19 protein-coding genes and 2 pseudogenes are annotated in these 22,144 nt (G+C 32.0%); 16 read left to right on the top strand and 5 right to left on the bottom strand.

Annotated elements, in window-relative coordinates:
- Positions 1-16 precede the first annotated feature (16 nt).
- The 11 genes from PSA_RS04435 to PSA_RS04485 all read left to right on the top strand — a co-directional run bounded on the left by PSA_RS04435 (position 17) and on the right by PSA_RS04485 (position 11,520).
- Complete coding sequence (locus PSA_RS04435; protein WP_042150732.1) at positions 17-409, top strand: adenylyltransferase/cytidyltransferase family protein; 393 nt, start codon at positions 17-19, stop codon at positions 407-409.
- Between the two features lie 35 nt (positions 410-444).
- Complete coding sequence (gene pssD, locus PSA_RS04440) at positions 445-939, top strand: PssD/Cps14F family polysaccharide biosynthesis glycosyltransferase (protein WP_052380196.1); 495 nt, start codon at positions 445-447, stop codon at positions 937-939.
- Positions 936-2,108, top strand: coding sequence for a PssE/Cps14G family polysaccharide biosynthesis glycosyltransferase (pssE, locus tag PSA_RS24325; protein ID WP_082305622.1), 1,173 nt, complete (start codon positions 936-938; stop codon positions 2,106-2,108). Before pssD ends, pssE begins: the two co-directional genes overlap by 4 nt.
- 67 nt (positions 2,109-2,175) lie before the next feature.
- A complete protein-coding gene (locus tag PSA_RS04450) occupies positions 2,176-3,096 on the top strand; it encodes a Wzz/FepE/Etk N-terminal domain-containing protein (protein WP_042150734.1) in 921 nt (306 codons plus the stop codon).
- Positions 3,097-3,125: 29 nt separating this feature from the next.
- Positions 3,126-4,394 carry an O-antigen ligase family protein gene (locus tag PSA_RS04455; RefSeq protein ID WP_042150736.1) on the top strand — a complete coding sequence of 423 codons (1,269 nt, stop codon included), beginning with the start codon at positions 3,126-3,128 and terminating at the stop codon, positions 4,392-4,394.
- A complete protein-coding gene (locus PSA_RS04460; protein WP_042150737.1) occupies positions 4,387-5,244 on the top strand; it encodes a glycosyltransferase in 858 nt (285 codons plus the stop codon). The genes PSA_RS04455 and PSA_RS04460 overlap by 8 nt, the downstream gene beginning before the upstream one ends.
- Before the next feature lie 79 nt (positions 5,245-5,323).
- The gene (locus tag PSA_RS04465; RefSeq protein WP_042150739.1) at positions 5,324-6,379 is read left to right on the top strand and encodes a glycosyltransferase family 4 protein; all 1,056 of its coding nucleotides are present in this window, start codon (positions 5,324-5,326) and stop codon (positions 6,377-6,379) included.
- Between the two features lie 62 nt (positions 6,380-6,441).
- Complete coding sequence (locus tag PSA_RS04470; RefSeq protein WP_042150741.1) at positions 6,442-7,692, top strand: lipopolysaccharide biosynthesis protein; 1,251 nt, start codon at positions 6,442-6,444, stop codon at positions 7,690-7,692.
- Positions 7,685-8,509, top strand: a complete 825-nt coding sequence (locus tag PSA_RS04475; protein WP_042150743.1) for a hypothetical protein — start codon at positions 7,685-7,687, stop codon at positions 8,507-8,509. The genes PSA_RS04470 and PSA_RS04475 overlap by 8 nt, the downstream gene beginning before the upstream one ends.
- Before the next feature lies 1 nt (position 8,510).
- Positions 8,511-9,680: a CDP-glycerol glycerophosphotransferase family protein gene (locus PSA_RS04480; protein WP_042150745.1), complete on the top strand. Its 1,170-nt coding sequence runs from the start codon at positions 8,511-8,513 to the stop codon at positions 9,678-9,680.
- Positions 9,681-9,945: 265 nt separating this feature from the next.
- The gene (locus tag PSA_RS04485) at positions 9,946-11,520 is read left to right on the top strand and encodes a VCBS repeat-containing protein (protein WP_042150746.1); all 1,575 of its coding nucleotides are present in this window, start codon (positions 9,946-9,948) and stop codon (positions 11,518-11,520) included.
- Between the two features lie 82 nt (positions 11,521-11,602).
- On the opposite strand, the gene PSA_RS04490 is transcribed toward PSA_RS04485, so the two are convergent.
- From PSA_RS04490 to PSA_RS04505, 5 genes and pseudogenes are all read right to left on the bottom strand, one after another.
- On the bottom strand, positions 11,603-13,162 hold the full coding sequence (locus tag PSA_RS04490) for a hypothetical protein (protein ID WP_042150749.1): 1,560 nt from the start codon (positions 13,160-13,162) through the stop codon (positions 11,603-11,605).
- 41 nt (positions 13,163-13,203) lie between these two features.
- Entirely contained in the window at positions 13,204-14,499 is a 1,296-nt protein-coding gene (locus tag PSA_RS04495; protein ID WP_042150751.1) for a hypothetical protein, read from the bottom strand.
- 41 nt (positions 14,500-14,540) lie between these two features.
- A pseudogene (locus tag PSA_RS27035) lies at positions 14,541-14,693 on the bottom strand (DapH/DapD/GlmU-related protein); the annotation flags it as partial.
- A gap of 93 nt (positions 14,694-14,786) precedes the next feature.
- Positions 14,787-15,056 (bottom strand): annotated as a pseudogene (locus PSA_RS27040) (hypothetical protein); the annotation flags it as partial.
- Complete coding sequence (locus PSA_RS04505; RefSeq protein ID WP_052380197.1) at positions 15,053-16,066, bottom strand: glycosyltransferase family 2 protein; 1,014 nt, start codon at positions 16,064-16,066, stop codon at positions 15,053-15,055. The pseudogene PSA_RS27040 and the gene PSA_RS04505, both read right to left, overlap by 4 nt.
- A gap of 233 nt (positions 16,067-16,299) precedes the next feature.
- On the opposite strand from PSA_RS04505, the gene PSA_RS04510 reads away from it, so the two are divergent.
- From PSA_RS04510 to wecB, 5 genes are all read left to right on the top strand, one after another.
- Positions 16,300-17,814, top strand: coding sequence for a hypothetical protein (locus PSA_RS04510; protein WP_042150755.1), 1,515 nt, complete (start codon positions 16,300-16,302; stop codon positions 17,812-17,814).
- Between the two features lie 61 nt (positions 17,815-17,875).
- The gene (locus tag PSA_RS04515) at positions 17,876-18,598 is read left to right on the top strand and encodes a GDSL-type esterase/lipase family protein (RefSeq protein WP_052380198.1); all 723 of its coding nucleotides are present in this window, start codon (positions 17,876-17,878) and stop codon (positions 18,596-18,598) included.
- A 41-nt stretch (positions 18,599-18,639) separates the two neighbouring features.
- Positions 18,640-19,599: a hypothetical protein gene (locus tag PSA_RS04520; RefSeq protein ID WP_042150757.1), complete on the top strand. Its 960-nt coding sequence runs from the start codon at positions 18,640-18,642 to the stop codon at positions 19,597-19,599.
- A 117-nt stretch (positions 19,600-19,716) separates the two neighbouring features.
- Positions 19,717-20,958 (top strand): UDP-N-acetyl-D-mannosamine dehydrogenase, encoded by a 1,242-nt coding sequence (wecC, locus tag PSA_RS04525; protein WP_042150759.1) that lies wholly within the window; start codon positions 19,717-19,719, stop codon positions 20,956-20,958.
- A 58-nt stretch (positions 20,959-21,016) separates the two neighbouring features.
- Entirely contained in the window at positions 21,017-22,132 is a 1,116-nt protein-coding gene (wecB, locus tag PSA_RS04530; protein ID WP_042150760.1) for a non-hydrolyzing UDP-N-acetylglucosamine 2-epimerase, read from the top strand.
- Positions 22,133-22,144: the final 12 nt, after the last annotated feature.

Raw genomic sequence — 22,144 nt, forward strand, 5'->3', positions numbered from 1 at the left:
TTAATTTGGTAATTAAATGAGTCGAGTAATCACATTTGGTACTTTTGATCTTTTTCATGTTGGTCATTTAAATATTTTGAAAAGAGCAGCTGCTTTAGGTGATACTTTAATTGTTGGCATTTCTACCGACGCATTAAATTACTCAAAAAAGCAAAGATATCCAATTTGCCCTCAAAACAGTCGTTCTGAAATTATTGATGCTTTAAAGTGTGTTAGTGAAGTCTTTTATGAAGATTCTCTTGAGCTTAAAAGACAGTATATCATTGATTATAAAGCCGAGATATTGGTTATGGGCGATGACTGGAAAGGGAAGTTTGATGAATTTAAAGATATTTGTGAAGTAATTTATTTACCAAGAACCCCTTCAATTTCTACTACTGAATTAATCGAAATAGTTAAAGAGATTTAATTTATTCTAAAGTCTTATTTGTTTACAGGTAAAAAATGTTTAAAAGTCGGCCAGAAGTGGTTTTGTTGGTTTATGGAAAAGGTGGGCACACAGCTCAGATGGAACGATTTTTAAAAAATCAACCTACTACCGATACACCGAAAGAATATATTGCGTTAACTAATTCTAATCTAAGTTTTTCTCAGGTTAAAGAGTATTTCTTTTTAATGGAAGCGAGAAATAAATATCACTGGTATGTGAATGTATTTATTTTTATGGCTTACCTTTTATTGGCTACTTGCCAAGTATTTAGAATTTTTATGAAATATAAAGTTGTAGGTATGATTTCTACAGGGCCTGGTTTAGCTGTTATTCCTGGCATATTATGCCGATTAACGGGTAAGAAAGTTGTGTTTTTTGAGTCTTGGTCTCGTTTTTTTACCCCATCAATTGCTGGTCGTTTAATGCATAAAATTGCGAGTTTATTTTTTATACAGCATAAATCGATTAAAAAATTCTATCCCAAAAGTAAGTATATGGGGCGACTATGAAGATTTTTGTGACAGTTGGTAATACTTACTTTAACAATTTGATTCAGGCAATAGATGAAATAATCTCTCCGGATGACTTTGATGTAACAATTCAATTGGCTGAAGGGCAGTATACGCCAAAGAATCATACATATTTTAAATTTACAGATCATGTAAATGACTACATAGATCAAGCTGATGTTGTAATTACACATGCCGGTGCCGGCTCAGTATTTAAGCTGTTAGAAAAACAAAAAAAATTAGTTGTGGTGCCAAATAATGTACGTATAGATAGCCATCAATTTGATTTAGCTAAATATGTAGATGATGAGAACCTTGCAAGTGTTTGTTATGATTTAACATTGATAGAAAGTGCTTTATCTGCTGCTGTCAATAATCAATATTCACCTTATAAAAACAATCCTTTTTCGGGATATGAGAGTATTTGGAATTTAATGTACCCGAGTAAAGATAAAAATCTAGTTGGCGGACTTCCGCTTAATATATTTTCAAGTATAGACAATTGCTTACAAAGTATATTACCAGATGATGGTAAAGTAATTCCGGGTAGTGCAATTGCAATAAACCCAGAAAAAATAATTCGTTCAATGCAAAGCTCTGATATATACGATACGTTAATGTGCGCCTCGATACGTTATGCCGACGGTATAGGAGTAGTTAAAACATTAACCCGAAAATCAAAATCAAAAGTTTCTCGCATTCCGGGTTGTGAATTGTGGGAAGCGCTAATGAAAAAGTCAGGTAAGCTAAAAACGCCTGTTTTTTTAGTTGGAGCATCTGCTGATGTCATTAAGCAAACTAAGCTAAAACTTGAAGCAGAATACTCAGTTAATGTGTGTGGCTTTCAAGATGGTTATTTTGATCAAGCAAAAGAGCAAGAAGTGATTGATCAAATAGTTAAAGCTAAACCTTTAGTTGTTTCGGTTGCATTAGGCTCTCCAAGGCAGGAAATCTTTATAGAAAAGTGCCGTAAAGTATGCCCTGATACGTTTTTTATGGGTGTAGGTGGTACATATGATGTATATACCAAAAATGTAAAGCGTGCTCCTGAGTTTTTTATTAAGCTCAATTTAGAGTGGTTTTACCGTTTAATGAGCCAGCCTAGTAGGTTGTTTCGTCAAACTAATTTATTAAAATATCTTTATTTAGAACTTACTCGGCAATTATAAATTGTTGCTGTAATTAAAAGCGCTTAGTGGCTATATAATTTAACTGTTTTTATCGGATCTAATTTACATGAATGTAACGACAAGTAATGCACAATCTAAAACAGAAGAGATTTCTCTTTATTCTTTATTTTCTCTATTGTTGAAAAAGTGGTATGTATTATTAGGTTTTTCAATGGTTTTTGGTATAGCTGCTATCACTTGGGCTATTTATCAACCTGATCATTATAAATCTACCGTTTTAATGATGCCTGCTGAATCTTCTCAAGGTTCTTTAGGTGGCTTAGGTGGTTTGTCTGGAATGGCTTCTTTAGCGGGTATTTCTTTACCTGATAGCTCTAAGTCGCAAGCTAAAATGGCAATTGCACTTGTGAAATCATATCGTTTTTTAAGTGAGTTTATTGAAGAAAATGATTTACTTGTGCCAGTAATGGCTGCTACAAATTGGGATCGTAATACCGGTAAGTTGATCATAAATGAAAAAATGTATGATGAAAGTACACAAACATGGATCCGCCCAATTAAAGGACCTTATGCTGCAAAGCCAAGCTTGCAGGAAGCGCATAAGCAATTCCTAAAGTTTTTAAATGTAGAGCAAGATCCTGGTAATAAATTCTACAAGTTGTCAGTAGAGTTTTATTCTCCAGAATTATCTGCAAAATGGGCAAATGCTTTAGTTAAAAAACTCAATACTAGCTTGAAAAAGATAGATCAAAAAGAAGCGACAGAAAGCATTAAATATTTAGAGAATTTGATTGCTCAAACTCGAATTTCAGAGCTGAAAACAGTTTTTTCTACCTTAATGGAAGAACAAGTTAAGTCTAAAATGCTGACGGAACTAAAAGAAGAATACGCTATGAAGGTAATAGATCCTGCAATAGTACCAGAATTAAAATCTAAACCTAAACGCTTATTAATCGGTATTGTGGTTGCCTTTTTAGGTGGCATTATAGGTGTGATATTTGTTTTTGTTAGAGCGGCAAGAAAATAGTTTATATTTAATTAATTAGTGACATTAATATGAACTATTCAATTTTTCAATTTACTTTTTTATTACTCGGTTGCTCTCTTGCAATAGATACACTTACGGGTTTTTTTGTATCTGGGCTTGGACTTGATTTAAAGCTTTCTGCAATGTTTAAGTTTGGTTTACTCATATTGCTAATTTTTGCACTTGCCTGTTATTCAAGAAAAAATATCATTATTCTATTCTCTTTAATGCTTACTTTATTAATAGGCCCACTCTTTAATCTCATAAATACCTATGATGTTATGGGTTTTTTGTTCGATTTTTCATATGTAATAAAAATATTAACCCCTTTAATGATTTTTTTGTTTTGTATTGAAGTTATAAAACGTTGGCCTGATAATGCATATAGGTATGGCTTAAAAGTATTCTATTTTAGTTTTTGTGTTTTACTTTTTAATATCATTGCAGGTATTCTTGGTTTTGGTTTTTCTAGTTATGGAAGTAAAGACGGTGAAGTATCGATCGGTATAAAAGGCTTTTTTTATGCAGGTAATGAAGTAAGTGGCTTATTTGTATTATTGTTCAGTTTTATTTTAAGTGCTGCATGGAATTCACCTCGTAAAATTTACTTTTTAATAATGGCTCCAATAGCAGTTATAAGTGGTGTTTTAATCGCAACAAAAGCAGCTATGATTGCGGGTTTATTATTAGTGGTATTAATTCCTTTAGTAAATGAACGTTATAAAATGTTCAATCTTACTTGGTTAAAAATATCTATTTTTACACCTGCATTAGTTGGATTGATAGCAATAGTATATTTTGCAGTTCCTATTTTACAAGCTACAGGTCTGTGGGATCGTTTAGTTTGGTTTTATGAGAAAAAAGGTGTATTTGGCATTATATTCTCTGGTAGAAATGAATTTGCAGTCGCTACTCTTGAATCCTTTTATGAACATGCAGGCATTATTGAATCTTTATTTGGTATCGGCTTAAGTGGTCTTGCAGTGATTGAGCGATTAACTGTCGAAATTGAACCTATAGATATGTATTTTTGGTTTGGAATACCTGGCTTGCTCTATTTGGTGGGGTTATTTTGTTCATTTATTTATATTAGTTATCGCGCTGCCCTTAAAAAAATTAGCTTTTGGGCTCCTTTTGCATTAATAGCTAATATTTTACTATTTGGTTTGTCTTTTATAGCTGGTCATACATTAACATCAGGTATGTTGGCGCCTCTGTGGGGGCTGTTAAATGGCATGGTTTATCTGGAATACAGCCGCTATATGGCTAAAAATAAAATGGTAAAGACTCATGTCTGATTTAGTTTCTGTTTATATTCCAACTCATAACCGTAGAAATTTTCTTGAAAGAGCGATTAAATCAGTACAAAAGCAAACTTACTCAAATATAGAGCTAATTATTGTTGATGATGGCTCTAGTGATGATACTTGGGACTACCTCAGCTCTATAGCTAATGAAAATATTAAAATTTTCAAACACGAAAAACCTTTAGGTGCATGTGTTGCTAGAAACTTAGCAATTAGTCATGCTAAAGGTAAGTTTGTTACTGGTTTAGATGACGATGATGAGTTTTTACCTGAAAGAATAGCAAGTTTAATTAAGCAATATGATAGTAGTTATGCTTTTGTATGTACGGGGTTTTTGTGGAATTATGGCAGTAAGTGCCGTCGTGTTGATGCAACTGCTAAGGTTATTAACTTAAAAGAGCAATTAAGTTATAACTATGCCACCAATCAGGTTTTAGTTGAACGAGATCGCTTATTAGCCATAGGTGGTTTTGATAGTGAGTTTGTTGCCTGTCAGGATTATGATACTTGGACTCGATTAATTAAAGAGTTTGGCCCCGCAAAGCGGGTTGAAGGTGCTTTATATGTAATACATAGAGATAAAGGTATTACGAGATTAACTCAGTCTGATAATTGGCTTAGAGGACATAGTCAATTTATGGCAAAACACCAAAAAGATATGACTGATAAGAATAAAACGAACCAAGAATTTAGGCGTATGATAGCACAGCAGCAACCATTAAAGCTTAATGTGTTATATACGCAGTTGAAAGCGGGTTTAATGTTGCAAAAAAGTCGTTATTTTTTATCATCCAATTTAAAGTTTTTTGCCAAAATTCGTAGGCAAATTTTAGAAAAATAAATCAAGGTTTAGTATTTGTTTATAAAAGATAATTTTAAAAGGCAAATGCTAACCATTAAAAAATTTATGGAAAGTATTCGTGAAAAAACTGATTGTTGTAGCAACTAAAGTAGATGGTGGTAAAGGTGGTATATCATCAGCTTTAAATGGATACTTAAACGGATTTAAAGAGGAAAATATAGAATATCAGCTGGTTGAATCTCATAATAGTAAAGGGATTATTGTTGCTTGGTTTTCAGCTTTTTGGAAAATATTATTATTATCGATAAAACATAGAAATGGTGATGCTGTTTTTTGGTTTCATTGCGGACCATGGCTATCAGCAATACGTAAATTTAGTTTAGCTATTATTCCGCGACTTTTCGGTTGTAAAACATTAGGGCATATTCATTCTCCTGCATTTAATGATTACTTAACTAAAAGTAAAGTTTCTCAATGTTTAACTAAGTTATCAATTAGTCCTTATACTCACTTAATTATGCTAACACCTTGGTGGAAATCATTAATATGTGAAAATGGCATATCAAAAAAAGCTGTTGTATCTCCAAACCCAAATAGTGATGAGTATTGCGATATAGCTAAAAAATATTTTAAAAGTAATAAATCACTCGTAAAAGTTCAAGAGTCGTTTACTGTATTATCTATGGCTAGGTTGGTTGAGGGGAAAGGTGTTGAGCTTGTTATTAAGGCTATCAGCGAGTTGCCTAATAATTATAAGCTTAAAATTGCTGGTGAAGGACCGCTTAAAGAGTCGCTAGTTCAATTGGCTCAGAGCAGCGGTGTATCAGATAGAGTCGAGTTTCTTGGCTGGATTGACGGGGAGAAAAAGAAGGCGTTATTATCTGAAGCAGACTTATTTTGTTTACCGTCAACATATGACTCTTTTGGTATGGTTTTTATTGAAGCTATGGCTTTTGATTTACCTGTTATAGCTTATGGCTGGGGGCCAATATCCGACGTAGTTACGCCAGATGTGGGGATATGTTGCTCTAAACCTTGTGCTGAGCAAGTTAAAACCGCCATTGTAGATATTTGTACTGATTTATCTGTTTATTCAGGTAAAGGCCCTCAAAGAGTGCTAGAAAATTATACATCAAAAACTGCCTGCCACAATATTATTGCGTTATTGAAGTAACATTAAATTTATAAAATATATCTTGGCAAATAATATCCTAACTATTCACTATTGAGAAAAGCGTGTTTAATTCTTTAAAGCAAAAATGGTCAAATCGTGAAAACCGAAACGTATTGATATATATGTTATCGGATCTTTTAGCTAAAGGGATCCCATTTTTATTAATTCCATTTTATACACTTTATTTAACACCTGAGCAATTTGGTAGCATTGCTGTCTTTAATATAATAGTTGAAATAATGATAATTTTTGTCGTTATGGGAGGGAATACTTACTTTAGAGTAGAGTATTTTAAAACAAAACAACAATCATCATTATTTGGTTCAGTATTTATTAATTTAGTTGTGACTTTACCAATTGCGTTATTGTTAATGTTTTTATTTGTATTATTTGATTTAGATCCAACGCAACATTCTGCATTTTGGTTATATGCTGCGGTATTAATTGCATTAACTCAAAGTATCATATTATTGGTTCTTGCATTTTTGCAATGTAAAGGACAGGCCTTATATGTTGGGCTACTAAATTTATTATCAGCAGCGGTTTCAGGTATACTTACGGTTTATTTTTTAAGCTTAGAATACTTAGATGAAGCGCGTTATATTGCGTATTTATTTACATCAATTTTAATTATGTGCATTAGTTTATTTGTTTATAAACGAACAAATAAAAATTGGCCAAAACTTAATACCGAACAATCAAAACCAGCTTTGAAGTTTGGTTTAGGTGTATTGCCTCATGCATTAAGTTGGTGGGCAAGAACAGGCATGGATCGTATGATTATTGCTAAGTTCGTTTCTGTACATCAAGTCGGTTTATACTCTATTGCAGCACAATTGAGCTTAATTGTGATCGTATTTTCAAATGCGGTAAATCAAGCTTTTACACCAAAGATAATGAAAATGCTCAGTGAAAATCAGTTTTCACAAACGGTTTTATTGTGCTTTAAAGTGATATTTGGATATATGATTATTTGTATTTTACTGGCATTATCCGCTCCTTTAATTTTTGACTTATTGATAGATGTAAAATTTGAACAAGCTAAGAGTCTGCTGCCTTTAATGTGTGCAGTTGCTTTTTTTCAAGCTACAGTAACTTTGTTTAGTAACTTTTTATACTTTTTTAAACGCGTTAAATTATTATCGAGTATTACCTTTTTTTCATCGGCATTACACGTAATTTTAGCTTGGTTCTTAGTCGGTAATTATGGGGTAAATGGTGTGATTGGGTCCTCTATAGCTACTTATTTATTATCTTCTATCTTGATTATTATTTTTTCTCTATCATCTATTAAAAGGGGGCAAAATGCGTAAAATCAGTTTTACTAAAAGGGTAACAGATGCCGCTTCATTTAGAACTGGGCAGCTTTGTCATATTGCTAAAGATGTTTATTACAAGCAAAAGAATAAAAGCAAACCTAAGTTGTTAGTTTTTACTGATTCTAGAGGTTATGAAGTTGTAAAACCTTGGAATCGCAAAAGCGCCTATGCGTCTTATGTTGGGCTCTTATGTCAAGAGTATGATGTTGACTATGTAATATGCCCTGAGTTCAGTACAACAGTAATAGACTTTGTATATGAATATCAAAAACGGATAACAAGCGGCCAGCATTATGATGCTGTAATAGCACATGTGGGCGTGGTTGACTTTTCTCCTAGGCCAACTTCCATGTTAGATGACATGATGGCAGCTAAATCTCATAAAATAGAATATATTTTTGATAATGGTCGCAAGTTGATAAGTGATTTTAAAGCTTATCATGATGATTCATTTGATGATTTGTATTTTGGTAAAACAGTTAAGAATTTTTACCCCAAAGGTTTTTTGAAAGATAGTATTATTCCTCAATTAAAGAACATTCCAAATCTAATTATGGTTGGTTGTAGTCCAGTATTAAGTGATTGGAGAGGAAATTATTGGCGTGAAAGACCAAATAATATGAATATGATTTTAGAATATTCAAATATATGTAAACAGTCTTTGAATACATTTATTGATTTATCTACATGGTCTTCTGAAGAGATTAAGCTAAATACAATTGATAACATTCATTTGAGCCAACAAGGTTTTAATCATGTACATAAGCTATTGAAAGCAGAGCTTGATAAGTTATTGCTAAATAGAGGTTAAGTTGAAAACACTACTAGTACATTTGATTTGTTCAGTAATATCATTTTTAATTCCAACTCAAAAAAAATTACTTTTGTTTGGCTCTTGGTATGGTAATAAATATGGCGATAATCCTAGATACTTTTTTGAATGGCATTTAAAAAACACAGATTATCAATGCTATTGGATTACCAAAAATAGTGAAGTATATAAAGAACTAAAAGCAAAAAATATCAATGTGCTTTATGGTAATAGTTTACCGGTTATTTGGTTTCATTTAAGGGCTAAAGCTGTTTTTTGTAACTGTTCACCAAACACTGATTTATTTGGAAATTACCTGAATCGAAAAACGATTATTTTTAATTTATGGCATGGTACGCCAATAAAAAAAATAGGTTTCGATGCAATTGCATCAGATATTTCATCGGAACGCTTAGGGGTAAAGCGCAGCGGTTTTATTAGCCGTAATACGCCTAACTATATAAGAAAATTTAAAAATAAGTTACTTGATAAAGAACTTTATTACTTAGCGAGTTCACCTAAAGTTGCCACTCTATTAAGCTCAGCAATGGGTGTTGACGTTAATCATATTATTGTTTCAGGTTACCCTAAATTAGATCATTTAATTCAAGAGATAAAACAACCAATTAGAGGCTCTATTTTATATGCTCCTACCTATAGAGGAGAATATAATAGTGAGAATGATTTATTGACTATGTTTGGTTTTGATCCTGAAAGCATGAATCAGTGGCTTACCGAACATGATAAGAATTTAACTATTAGACTTCACCCAGCTAATACTTTGCCTGAATCATTACAACTTGAGATAGCTAATATGGACCGACTTTCTCTTGGTGGTGATAAAGATTTATATGAAGAGATCACTGAATATGAAATGGTAATAACTGATTTTTCAAGTCTTTACTATGATGCAGTTTCGGTAAATATTAAAACAATTATGGCGCCATTTGGTTTGGACTCGTACTTAAATGAAGATCGTCAGCTATATTTTCAGCCTAAGGAGTTATTTCCTTATGAAATGGCAAAAAACTGGCCTGAGTTAATAAACCTGCTACCTCAGTATTTTCATAATGAAATAGATCTATTAGCGATAAGGGAATCATTTTATAACGAAACTGAAGGGGAAGGTAGCAAACAACTATGGAATAAAATAAGAGATATTATTAACTGATATTCAAAGATTAAAAAAGGTACATATTTAATCCTAGTTATTATATGCTATTGATACTTATTGAATTTGAATGGATGCATATGAAATTTTTTATCAAAGGAATATTATTTTTAACTTTATTACTTTTGTTAGTTGCTTGTGGTGATAAAGATAAAAGTGAAGAGCCTATATCTCCAACGCTAAGTTTAGAAGCGCCTTTAAAGGGTGTTTCAGGACAAAGTATCGTAATAAATATCACCGCAGGTGAAAATACAACAAATGTTACTTGGGTTCAATTATCAGGAGTTACAGTCAATTCTCCGGTATTTTTAATATTCCCGTTATTGAAAGTGCTAGTGAACTTACTTTCGAATTTAAGGCAACGGATAATAGCGGTCAAACGCTCAGTAAATTAGCCTCTATTGCTATTTTACCGAATATCAATTCTTCAAATCAAATCTCTGAAATCACTGTTAAAAGTGGTGCTAATGTCGTTATTCCTATTTCAGCCTCAATTGAGGTTGGTGAAGCACAATTTGAAATAGATACACCTGAAGAATTGTCAGAAAGCTCAGAACTTAGCATAACGAGTAACTATATTAGTTTTAAAGCACCTTTAATTGAAGGTGACTCTCTTATATTTAACCTCCAGCTTTTGATTACAGATGACTTTAATACCCAAGTCGTAAAAAAGATATTGGTTAAGATTAACCCCGCAGATAATTATTTTTCACCCGCTAAAGTGATTAAAGAATTCACAAGCTCAAATATTTACATAAGTGATTATGGTAAACATTTACAAGTTTATGAATCAGACGAAAGTGCTCTTTATTCTTACAATGATAGTGCTTTAGTTTTATCTGAGCACCAACCGATTAAAAGTGATGTGGCACAAAGCCACGACAGCCCAGACTCATCTATAGATGGAACAGTATTTTTTGCTGATTTTGATAAAGATGGAACCGAAGATTTGTTATATGTTAATGCTTGTACTTATAATTTTCATGATGATGGTTCATATGATTATGGTACATATGGTGGAATCAGTATTAGATATGGAGAAGGGGATTGGTATAGTAGCAATATAAATTCTTTATTAGACGATCCAAATTCTACATGTTGGCAAATGAATACATTTGTTAAATCTATAAGTGAGCTAAAAGATATTAATGACGATGAATATCTCGATTTAAAATATGACTATACTGGAGAAGGCACTGGCTCTGCTTGGTTTGTTTGGGAGCCTGATAGCGCTCAATTTATTTTTAGTAGCGGTAATGATGGTCATCACGATGATGATTTTGACGATTTTTATAAGGTGTATTTAGATTTTGATTTAGATGGAGATACTGATTTATTGGGAGGGGGGAATTTTTATCGCTTAAAATCACTTAAATACAGAGAAAAGCTTCAAGATAATGATTATTCAGATTGGCAAGTAATTAGCAGTGAAGGCGATACATTTCGCTACTTAAGTGTTGCAGATGTAAATCGTGATGGCCATGATGATGTTTATGGTTATTTATATCGTGAGAATGTAGATGATGGAATATTATTTTGGCTGCCATCGAGTACGTTAGACAGTGAGCGAAAAGTAATAGAGGCTGCTTTTATACCGCAATATTATGATGCATTATTTTCTAAGGAGAGTCGTTACTTTTTTGATTATGATAATCAGTATGTCAGTATTTATGATTTTAATGAGCAATTAAAAACGCCCGTTATTACACAGAAAATCTCTGCAAAATTACCTGAAAATGCAATTTTTAGGTTATGGTTTGATTTAGATAAAGATGGTGATTTAGATATTATTGCACAGCAAGAAAATAAAATAATATTGGTTGAAAATCTTTATAATTAGAAAATGAGATCGTAAAGATAAACGTTATATAAAGCAAAGGCTATTGAGTGAGTTATTAAGTTCAACAGCCTTTTTAATCGACTTAATTAATAGTTATATTGTCAAAAATATTGTTAACACCATTATCATGGACGCCAGGAGATAAATTTTTAAAAGTTATATCTTTAAAATAATTTCCTGAAGAAAGTGGATCTTCAATATATATACCGCCATAAGCTTTATCATTACCGCTAAAACTATTTATTGCACTGCGTTTAAATGATGAATTATGTACGTTTCTTAATCTTAAAAAATTCCATTTTAATGATGTTGCTTGGCCTGTAAGCCAGTTGTTATCAAAATATAAATTTGTTTGATTCTGTAATGATATTAGCGGGCCTTGAAGCGATTTTGACTTATCGACCATAGTATTTCCAGTAATGGAATTACCTTCACTTAAACCATTGGAATACATTGCAATGCCATTATTAATAGAGCCAAGCAAAATATTACGGTTGATTTTTAAATTTGAATAAACTCCTGAATATTTATGTGTGATATAAATTGATGCTTTTGCATCGGTAATTGTATTATTCTCAATATTGATGTTTTTAATATTTTTCCAAGTTTCAAGTACGATACCTGCACTGGTGTTTCTTACACAATTTCCAGTTATTTCAGAATCAATTAAAAAGTGCGCTTTTACAGCCATACCGACTAATGGACCTGTTATAGATTCATCATGTTCATTACAGTTATTTCTAAAGTTAAAAAAGTTATTTTTAACAATAATTTCACTACCATTAATTCGCATGCCATTCATGGTGTAGTTTAGAATTCTATTACCTTGAATGCGGATGTTATGAGAGTTAGTTGAATTACCTATATATATACCTGCACCGCCTTTTAAACCGTATCTTTTTGTCGGCTTTTCGAAGTTAAGCATATCGATATGATTGTTAAAAATATTAATGTTTTTATCTAATAAATCAGAACCATCAAAAAAAATGGCAAATTTTTTCATTTCATAAAACTCATTGAAGTTAATAGATGCATCAATAATATTATGAAATAATAAACCACTTCCTCGAGGTCTTAAATCGTTTGGATCTCCAATGATTGGTGCTATTCTCATTGCTAAACCAGAGCGACGAAATTCGTTATTATTGATAGTTACATTTCGGCTATTCCAAAAAACTAAAAGATCTTCTGCAGAGTTTATGAACTCAGAGTTACTTACAGTAAGATTTTCAGCTTTATAGTCTTTGTTTTTAGAGCCTATCAGTACCAATGTATTACTTTGTTCTGTTTCACCTTCATCATTATTTATTCCCATGATTCTTAAGTTATTAATTAACAGATTATTGATATCAAATAAATATAGTTTATTGGTTAATATAGTCGGTTTTTTTCCTTTATTAGTACTAACACCAAGTAGCTTGATATTACTAAAATCTAGAGAAGCGGTATCGATGTTCTCTAAGCGATATATTTCGTCCTCTTCAAAAATAAGAGCTTCATTTGATTCGTTTAGAATAGTTAATGCTTCGATAAATTCATTTGAACAATCTTGTTGTCCTTGGTTGTATTTACAAACTTGATTAAAGTCTAAAGCAAACACGTTTAATGCAAGCAGTAATAAACCGAATAAAAAAATATGCATAAAATTAGTCCATTATAAAAATTGCGTAGATAATACAATATTCAACTAAAGGAAACTAATTCCTTTTGAGTTTGCGCCGATTTAAAGATTCTTTTTAATGTAAAAAATGAGCTGATGAAGAGTAAGATGTATAGAGAGCCTGATGAGGTGTTTTTTTCTTTTTCTGGAACTGCATCACTTATTATATTGTTTTCTTTGGTGATATTTGAATGTTGTCCACCATATTTGTTAATGAAATAAAAAGGGGTGATTGCGCCATAAATTGAATTTTGTGAAATATCAATATTTTCAATATTCTCCCAACTTTCAAGTACAATTCCAGCTGCGGTATTCTGAACACAGTTATTTTCAATTTTAGAGTTTGTTAAAAAATGGGCTTTGATTGCCATACCAACTAGTGGCGAAGAAATTGTATGATCAGCTGTTGTACATGCGGAATTAAAATTGAATGAGTTTTTTTCAACGATAATATTATCACCATTAATACGCATTCCATTCATTGTATAATTTAAAATGCGATTATTTAAAATGTGAATATTTTGAGAGTTAGTTGAATTTCCTATGTAAATTCCTGCACCACCTTTTAGCCCGTATCTTTTTGTTGGTTTTTCAAAGTTAAGCATGTCAATGTGGTTATCAAATATGCGTATATCATCATCTAATATGTCAGAACCATCTAAAAAAACAGCAAACTTTTTCATTTCATAAAATTCATTACTTTCAATTGATGCATTAATAATATTATGAAATAACAAACCACTTCCTCTAGGTCTGAGATCATTCGGATCTCCGATTGTTTCAGCAATTCGCATTGCTAAGCCAGAGCGTTTGAATATATTATTTTTGACTATTACTTTTTGGGTATTCCAGAATACCAATAAATCTTCAGCTGAGTTTTCAAACTCACTATTGGTTATAGTTATATTACTTGCTTTGTTGTATTTATCTTTTGCACCTATTAAAACTAAAGTATTACTCTGTTTTGTTTCACCCTCGTCATTATTGATACCCATAATTTTAATATTATTGATTAATAAATCATTAATATCAAAGAGGTAAAGCTTATTTGTTTTTATTATCGGTTTCTTAGTTGAGTCTGATAACCCGATAATATTTATGTCGCTTAAGTGTATGCCTGCCGTATTAACTTCATTTAAAACAAATGTTTCATTGCTATTTAATGTAATACTTTCTTTTGTTATTGAAGCATCCGTTAAAGCTAATATAAACTCTTCGGAGCAATCTTCTTCACCTTTATTAAATTGGCAATATTGGTTAAAGTCAACGGCATATATATCGAAAGAATAAAAAGATAATAATATTAATAGAATTCGCATATAACAGTCCTTTTAAGATGAATGTATAATTATTATTTGAGTCTCGATTTTATTACTTTCGCAGGATTTCCGGCTGCAACAGAAAATGCAGGAATATCCTTTGTAACGACTGAACCACTTCCAATTATTGAACCTCGGCCAATGGTAATTCCAGGTAAGATAATCACTCGTTGGCCTATCCATACATCATTTTCAATAGTAACAGGTTGAGGTAGGGTATTTCCTTGTTTACGCATTGGCATATCTATGCTTTGAGTATTGTGACCAACAGAAAAGATAATTACGTCTGGGGCCATCATTACGTCATCGCCAATAGTAACGTCATTTGCCAATTGACAGTTTCTACCTATAGAGGAATTACTTCCAATTGATAAATTAGTGCCTGAACCAAAACTTGCATTTCTATTGACATTAACTCCATCTCCTGATGATTTAAAAATCATTCTAGTGATCACTCGGCGTAATCGACAGCTAGTTTTGCCAAAGAATAATGTTTCATTTGTAGGTAGGTGTTTTACTAAACCATAATAGGCAATTAGGGCTATTTTTTTTATCATATTTTTATTACTTTCATTTCAACTAGTTTTTTTATAGCAATCGCAGTGAGTTTTGTAAGTCCAAGTCTTACAAGTAAAACAAATATTTTATACTGTGGCTTTGAATATGCACAATTAAAAATATTTAAAGGCTGTGGAAATCTGTTTTTGATTTCTATCTCAAGTTTTTTCAAAGCAGCTTTTTTTTCTTTTGTATTGGTTACAGCTGAAAATCTAGCTAGGGTAATAGACGTTAAATTAATATACCAAGTATTTAGTTCATGCTGGGCATTTTTGTATTTAGTATGAGTCTCAAAAAAATCAGAAATTTTAGTTAAAATAGGGTAAATATCCATTACTTTTAAAGAAAATGTTTTAGTGATTGCTCCTTCTCTTTTTCTATAAAAGTAAAGCTCATCCTCGATGTATGTAATTTTATTTGCAAAGTAAAATAGTTGTGGAATAACAGCAAGGTCTTCATACCATAAGCCTTTAGGAAATATAATTGAATTCGCAGTAAATAAAGACTTTTTGAAAAGTTTATTGCAAGCATTAGGCAAAGAACTACTGATCAAGTTATCGCATTCACTGAGAGTATACGTGCCTGATGATATTTTTGAGTTTGCAGGAATACCCCTTAAATATGCACCGCTCTCACTGACCTCACTCATGCCAAAACAAATTATATCAGCTTTAAACTGAGTTGCATTATATAAGATACTAAGCATATTTGGAGAAACATAATCATCAGAGTCTAAAAATGCAATGAACTCACCTTGAGCTTTATTAAGCCCATAATTGCGTGCATCAGATAAGCCTCCATTTTTTTTAGTAAAAAATTTAAATATATTTGGGTGTAAATCTGAAAACCTTTGGGCTATTTCGGGACTGTTATCGGTTGAACCATCATTTACAAGTATTACCTCATAATTATTAATGTTTTGACAAATAAGGCTTGTTAAGCATTCATTTAAATATGGTTCAACATTATAAATAGGAACGATAATAGAGATAGATATTTGAGCTGGCATAATTAAGCATATTTATTTTGGTTGAACATATTTTATCACAGTTATATTTTTTATTTTTTTATTAATTACTAGTGACATTATTTTTTGTATTAAGGTGGAAGAGTATTTTCGTTATTGAAGCTGTTACTTTAATAACTTTTAAAGTAACGAATATTCAAATGTTTTTTATTCTGAGTGTTGTATAGTAATAGGTTCAAGCGCAATAAAAATAAATCTGAGTTAGAGGTAAATAAATGAGAGGCCTATACATCAATTGTGATGGTAGTAATATTCCAGCAAGTATTGGATTATCAGAAAAATATAGTAAAACATTTATATTCCCTGAAGATCTTGGTAAAGGTCAAGTAATTTATAATCCAAAGGAATGGCTGTCACCTCCTATATTTATAGAAGATAATTTTGTATTTATTGTAGCTGGTTGGTTTATTTATAAAAATAAAAAAAATAATCTCCAAGAGTTAGCTCAAAATATTATTTCAAAAGGTCCTGAGGTGGTGAGTGATATTGAAATGGGATCTTTTGTTATTTTTATTAATGATGGAAAAAATTCGAGTGTGATAGTTGATCCTATGGGGCTATCTAATCACTTCATAGACTTAACAGAAAATAGTTTGAAAATAGCACCTAGCCCTAAGGTTTTATTTGATCAAAATGTACATTCAATAAACCCTTTATTTAAAAGTATTTTGCATAAAAAAGAGCATTTATTTGGTAATTATACTATTTATGATGGTATAGAAAGACTTTCACCTGGTGGCATTTACTCTTTTGATGGTGTTTCATACTTAAGTTGTTTATCAAAAGATTATGTAGTCCCGTTGACAGAGGTTGGTTCGGAAATTTCGAAGTTAGCTGATAAATGGTCTTATAATGAAAGGATTTTACCTTTAAGTAGTGGATTGGATTCTAGGTTTATTTTAGCAAACGGAAAATTTTGTAATGGTTTTACTTACGGCCCTGAGAATTCACCTGAGATTAATATTGCAGGTCAGTATTCAGGTGACTTCTCTCAATATTATGCTTTCGATTATAATGCACCACCTTTACATGATTTTGAAGAACAAATAATTAATGAAATGTCATTTGGTTCGGTAAACCCTCTTCCAAGGTTATTAACTAATTATTTGCATGTTAAAGATAAGTATCCTGATTCAAATGCTTTTTTTGATGGGTATTTAGGGGATGGCTTACAACGAGGTACCTATGTTAATTTTAAAGGTATTTTAGGGGAGCTATTTAAAATCTTCCCAAGCATCAATAAGCTATTAAACTGGGATGCTAAAACACTTTTAAGAAAGCGTTATAAAGAATTAAATGATGAAGAATTCTTATTGCTAAATGAAGACTTTAAAAGTAAAACCCTTAACTTAGATTTAAATGAATTTCAAAAAGTAGCATATTATGAGTCTTTATTTGGTAGAGGGGGAAGATACACTGTTTTTTGCAGTAATATTCTTTGCGCACAACCGTATAGTGTAGTATCACCCTTTACACATAAACGCATTTTTAATACTTTAATACACCATAATTTTTTTGATGCAATAACTTATAAGACTATTGGACAATTATGGAAAAATGCAGCGTATAAATATACGAGTGCAAAAGTGGAATCGGGATATACACCTAAAACAAATCGTTTGATAATACCTTTTATTCAAATTGTCTATCGCTTAATGTTTCATTTTATTCCGTCGAGAGCTAATTACGGTATCAAAACGAGGCGTTTAGAAAGTAAAACACAGAAATAAAATATACCTCACGAATATGTGAGGTTTTTTATATTAATTAGAGCTAGTTAGGTTAAAGGATATGACATTTTTTATAAGTAAACCGTTAAATATTTTGTTGTTTTTTATTGCTAGTCTTTTTTTGGTTTCGTGCAGTACTGATTCAAATGACCTGTCTCCCCCTGATTCAGCAATTGCTAAAGAGGTTTCAGATAGCTGGTGGCAAGCTCGCCATAAAGCGATTTTAGAAGCTGATAAATCAAATGTTGAACTACTGTTTTTAGGTGATTCTATTACTCAAAACTGGGAGAGCGCTAAGTTTGGTTTAAGTGTGTGGTCACAACATTATGGCTCTGATTTCGCTTTTAATATGGGCTTTAGTAGTGATAAAACACAAAACCTATTATGGCGAATTGAAAATGGTGCGTTAGATGGTATGTCGCCTTCTGTAGCTGTATTGATGATTGGAACTAATAATGTATTTGATGACTCAGCGGAAGATATCGCTGAAGGAATAAAGGTTGTTATTGATAGTATTGTATTAAGGTTGCCTAATACTAAATTGATAGTTCATCGTATATTTCCCAGAGGATCATCAACAGATCCTAAGAGGGAGATATTAGATAAAGCAAGTGAATTAGTTGCTTCACAAATTAATAACCCTTCAGTGATATACCTAGATATAAATTCTGTATTTGAAAATGACAATGGTGACATACCTAGTGAAATAATGCCTGATGGGCTGCACCCTAGTACTTTAGGTTATCAAATTTGGGCTGAGGCTTTATCAGACTACGTATTTTGAACGGTTAATTTATATTATTTAAAATAAAGGAGAGCTATCTAGTGATAACAAAAATAAAAACACTAGTAACTTGCGTTGTTTTATTGCAACTTCAAGCTTGTGACAATTCTAATAAAGAAGAGTCTTGTTTGAATGTTGTTCCAACTTTAACTTCAGAGAGTAAGCTTTTTGATGGGGTTAACCAAAACATTAGTTTAAGTGAAGATTCAGGGAATAGATTAGCTATAGCTTGTCATAATTGTTATGACAATAGCCGTTTAGAATATCAAGATACATTAGTTAAAATAGAAGCTGCTATGGAGGAAGGTGTCGATTTAATTGAATTAGATATTATTCAAGAAAATAAATTAGATGCTAAAGCTGTAATTAGTCATGGTGGTAATTTAAATGGGCTCTCTTATGAGGGGGGTTCATTTGAGAAAGTAGTAGAAAGCGAAATATTAACTAACGCATCACAAATTCTGTTTATTGAAATTAAAGATAAAATAGAATCTAAAGCACATATTAGAAGTATTCTGAATATATTAAAAAAACAACGGAACTCATCTGGTGATTCTGCATATTTTAGAGCAGAGCGCTTTACTATTATCCGTAGTTCTCGTCATTATGAAACATTATCAAACTTTAGAGATGTTTTAAGCGAGGATGAGTTTGTTGATATTCAGCCTTATTTAAAATTAAGCCGCTTGTACTTAAATCAAAGTCACAATTCAATGACTAGTGATGTATATCAAGCTTATCAGTGCGGTTTGGATATGGTTGAATTTGATATAAAAACAAATACAGATACGATATCACTGTTAAGTGATTATGCTAAAGCTTTAGGTATTGCTGTTAATGTTTTTACATTAAATGAAGAAAATTATAAACCCTCCATTAATGAACTTAAGCATAATGTAGATATAGTTACTGTCTCAACTGAGGTTAATAATAAAAAATTTGAGAATGAAATATCTATTTATGCGCGAGTGAAAAAGTTGATTGAATATGGAGAAGGTTAAATTATTTAGGTTTCGTATTTTAGTATCTAAATATAGGATGATTATCAGAAAGCTTCATTTTGTTTCAGTTTAATTTACGTTACAATGCAGGTAATTTAAAGTAATTAGGTAAATATAATGGTTCAGTTTAACAGGGTGTCAGTTGTTGGCTTAGGGTATATAGGGCTGCCAACTGCTGCGGTTATTGCTTCACGTGGTATTAATGTGATTGGTTTAGATGTTAATCAATCTGCTGTTGATACTATTAATAGTGGCAATGTACATATTGTTGAACCAGATTTAGATATTGTTGTAAGAGCTGTAGTAACTGATGGCAAGTTAAAAGCGACAACTCAAGCTGAAAAAGCCGATGCTTTTATGATTGCGGTACCTACACCTTTTAAAGAAAACTATAAAGCAGATTTATCTTATATTGAATCAGCTGCCAAAATGATAGCTCCTGTATTAGAAAAGGGTAATTTAGTTATTTTGGAATCAACTTCCCCAGTTGGTGCAACAGAAAGATTAGCTGAGTGGCTTGCAGAAGCAAGACCAGATTTAACTTTCCCACAAGCAGTTGGAAGTGAAGCTGATATTAATGTAGCACATTGCCCTGAACGTGTATTGCCAGGTTATGTATTAAGAGAGTTAGTAGAAAATGATCGTGTAATTGGCGGTATGTCAGATGCTTGTTCTGAAAAATCAATTGGTTTATATAAACTATTTGTTAAAGGTGAGTGCTTAATTACAAATGCACGTACTGCTGAAATGGCCAAACTAACAGAAAACTCTTTTAGAGATGTAAATATTGCATTTGCAAATGAACTTTCGGTGATCTGTGATAAGCTAGATATTAATGTTTGGGAGCTTGTTAAGCTGGCAAATAGGCATCCGAGAGTAAATATTCTTAATCCAGGGCCTGGCGTTGGTGGCCATTGTATTGCTGTTGATCCATGGTTTATAGTTAGTTCTGCTCCTGAGGAAGCAAAGTTAATCCGCCAAGCCAGAGAAGTTAATGATGCAAAACCACATTATATTCTTGAACAAATAAAGCAGGCAGCTGATCAGTTTAAAAAACCTGTTATTGCTTGTTTAGGCATTGCTTTTAAAGCAGATATTGATGATTTACGTGAAAGTCCAGCGCTTGATATTACTAAAATGTTAGCTCATGCAGAAATTGGTGAAGTATTAGTTGTGGAGCCTAATATAGATGAGTTGCCACAGGATTTTGATGGTTTAAATATTAAATTAGTATCAATAGAAGAAGCTATGGATACGGCTAATACATTTGCTGTTTTGGTTGATCATAAAGAGTTTAAAGAAATTGACCCAGTAGAAATGGCTAAAAAAGTATTAATAGATAGTCGTGGTATTTTTTAAATATAAATAATGATTAAGAAGCTCACTCGATAGTGGGCTTTTTTTAGGTAAAAATATAATGAAAGTATTAACAGTATTTGGCACGCGTCCTGAAGCAATTAAAATGGCACCATTGGTATTGACTTTACAAGATGCTGAAGGTATTGAGTCAAAGGTTTGTGTTACTGCTCAGCATCGTGAAATGTTAGATCAAGTTTTAGAGTTATTTGAAATAAAGCCCGATTATGATTTAAATATAATGAAAGCAGGTCAGGATTTATCTGATATCACATCTAAAATACTACTTGGCTTACGTCCTATTTTAGATGAGTTCAAACCTGATTGGGTTTTAGTTCACGGTGATACAACAACAACATTATCAGCCTCGTTAGCTGCTTTTTATAAGCAAATAAAAGTAGGACATGTGGAAGCTGGTTTACGAACTGGTAATTTATATAGCCCATGGCCGGAAGAAGCAAATAGAACATTGACAGGAACTTTAGCTAACCGCCATTTTGCTCCAACTCAGGGCTCTGCTAATAACTTACTTCATGAACATGTAAAACCTACAGATATTGCAATAACAGGCAATACTGTAATTGATGCTTTATTACAGGTTAAAGAGCAGGTTTTAACTAAATCTGAAATTAACGAAAAATTCGCTTCCAAGTTTAGTGATCTTATTGAAAAACCAATTGTTTTAATTACGGGGCATAGGCGAGAGAGTTTTGGTGGTGGCTTTGAAAGAATTTGTGAATCGATTTCACAGTTAGCAGCTAAATACCCAAACCATAACTTTGTGTATCCGGTTCATTTAAATCCAAATGTTCAAGAACCTGTAAATCGACTTTTAGCTAGTCATTCAAATGTAAAATTAATTGAGCCTCAAGATTATCTTCCATTTGTTTACTTAATGAATAAATCATATTTGATATTGACTGATTCTGGTGGAATTCAAGAAGAGGCACCATCATTAGGTAAGCCTGTTCTTGTTATGCGTGAAACTACAGAGCGCCCTGAAGCAGTGGAAGCTGGAACAGTTAAACTTGTAGGTACAAATGTTGATCTGATTGTCTCATCGGTATCAGAGTTAATAGATGATAAAGCTGCATATGAAAAAATGAGCTTTTCTCATAACCCATACGGAGATGGACAGGCTTGTCAGCGTATAATCAATTCTCTTTTACAAGAATAGTTAATTAATTTA

Origin of the sequence: Pseudoalteromonas sp. '520P1 No. 423' (assembly GCF_001269985.1) — a bacterium.
GTDB lineage: Bacteria > Pseudomonadota > Gammaproteobacteria > Enterobacterales > Alteromonadaceae > Pseudoalteromonas.

Coding starts and splice junctions, on each gene's coding strand:
- PSA_RS04435 (WP_042150732.1), top strand. CDS start 17: ATGAGTCGAGTAATCACATTTGGTACTTTTGATCTTTTTCATGTTGGT.
- pssD (WP_052380196.1), top strand. CDS start 445: ATGTTTAAAAGTCGGCCAGAAGTGGTTTTGTTGGTTTATGGAAAAGGT.
- pssE (WP_082305622.1), top strand. CDS start 936: ATGAAGATTTTTGTGACAGTTGGTAATACTTACTTTAACAATTTGATT.
- PSA_RS04450 (WP_042150734.1), top strand. CDS start 2,176: ATGAATGTAACGACAAGTAATGCACAATCTAAAACAGAAGAGATTTCT.
- PSA_RS04455 (WP_042150736.1), top strand. CDS start 3,126: ATGAACTATTCAATTTTTCAATTTACTTTTTTATTACTCGGTTGCTCT.
- PSA_RS04460 (WP_042150737.1), top strand. CDS start 4,387: ATGTCTGATTTAGTTTCTGTTTATATTCCAACTCATAACCGTAGAAAT.
- PSA_RS04475 (WP_042150743.1), top strand. CDS start 7,685: ATGCGTAAAATCAGTTTTACTAAAAGGGTAACAGATGCCGCTTCATTT.
- PSA_RS04490 (WP_042150749.1), bottom strand. CDS start 13,162: ATGCATATTTTTTTATTCGGTTTATTACTGCTTGCATTAAACGTGTTT.
- PSA_RS04495 (WP_042150751.1), bottom strand. CDS start 14,499: ATGCGAATTCTATTAATATTATTATCTTTTTATTCTTTCGATATATAT.
- PSA_RS04505 (WP_052380197.1), bottom strand. CDS start 16,066: ATGCCAGCTCAAATATCTATCTCTATTATCGTTCCTATTTATAATGTT.
- PSA_RS04510 (WP_042150755.1), top strand. CDS start 16,300: ATGAGAGGCCTATACATCAATTGTGATGGTAGTAATATTCCAGCAAGT.
- PSA_RS04515 (WP_052380198.1), top strand. CDS start 17,876: ATGACATTTTTTATAAGTAAACCGTTAAATATTTTGTTGTTTTTTATT.
- wecC (WP_042150759.1), top strand. CDS start 19,717: ATGGTTCAGTTTAACAGGGTGTCAGTTGTTGGCTTAGGGTATATAGGG.
- wecB (WP_042150760.1), top strand. CDS start 21,017: ATGAAAGTATTAACAGTATTTGGCACGCGTCCTGAAGCAATTAAAATG.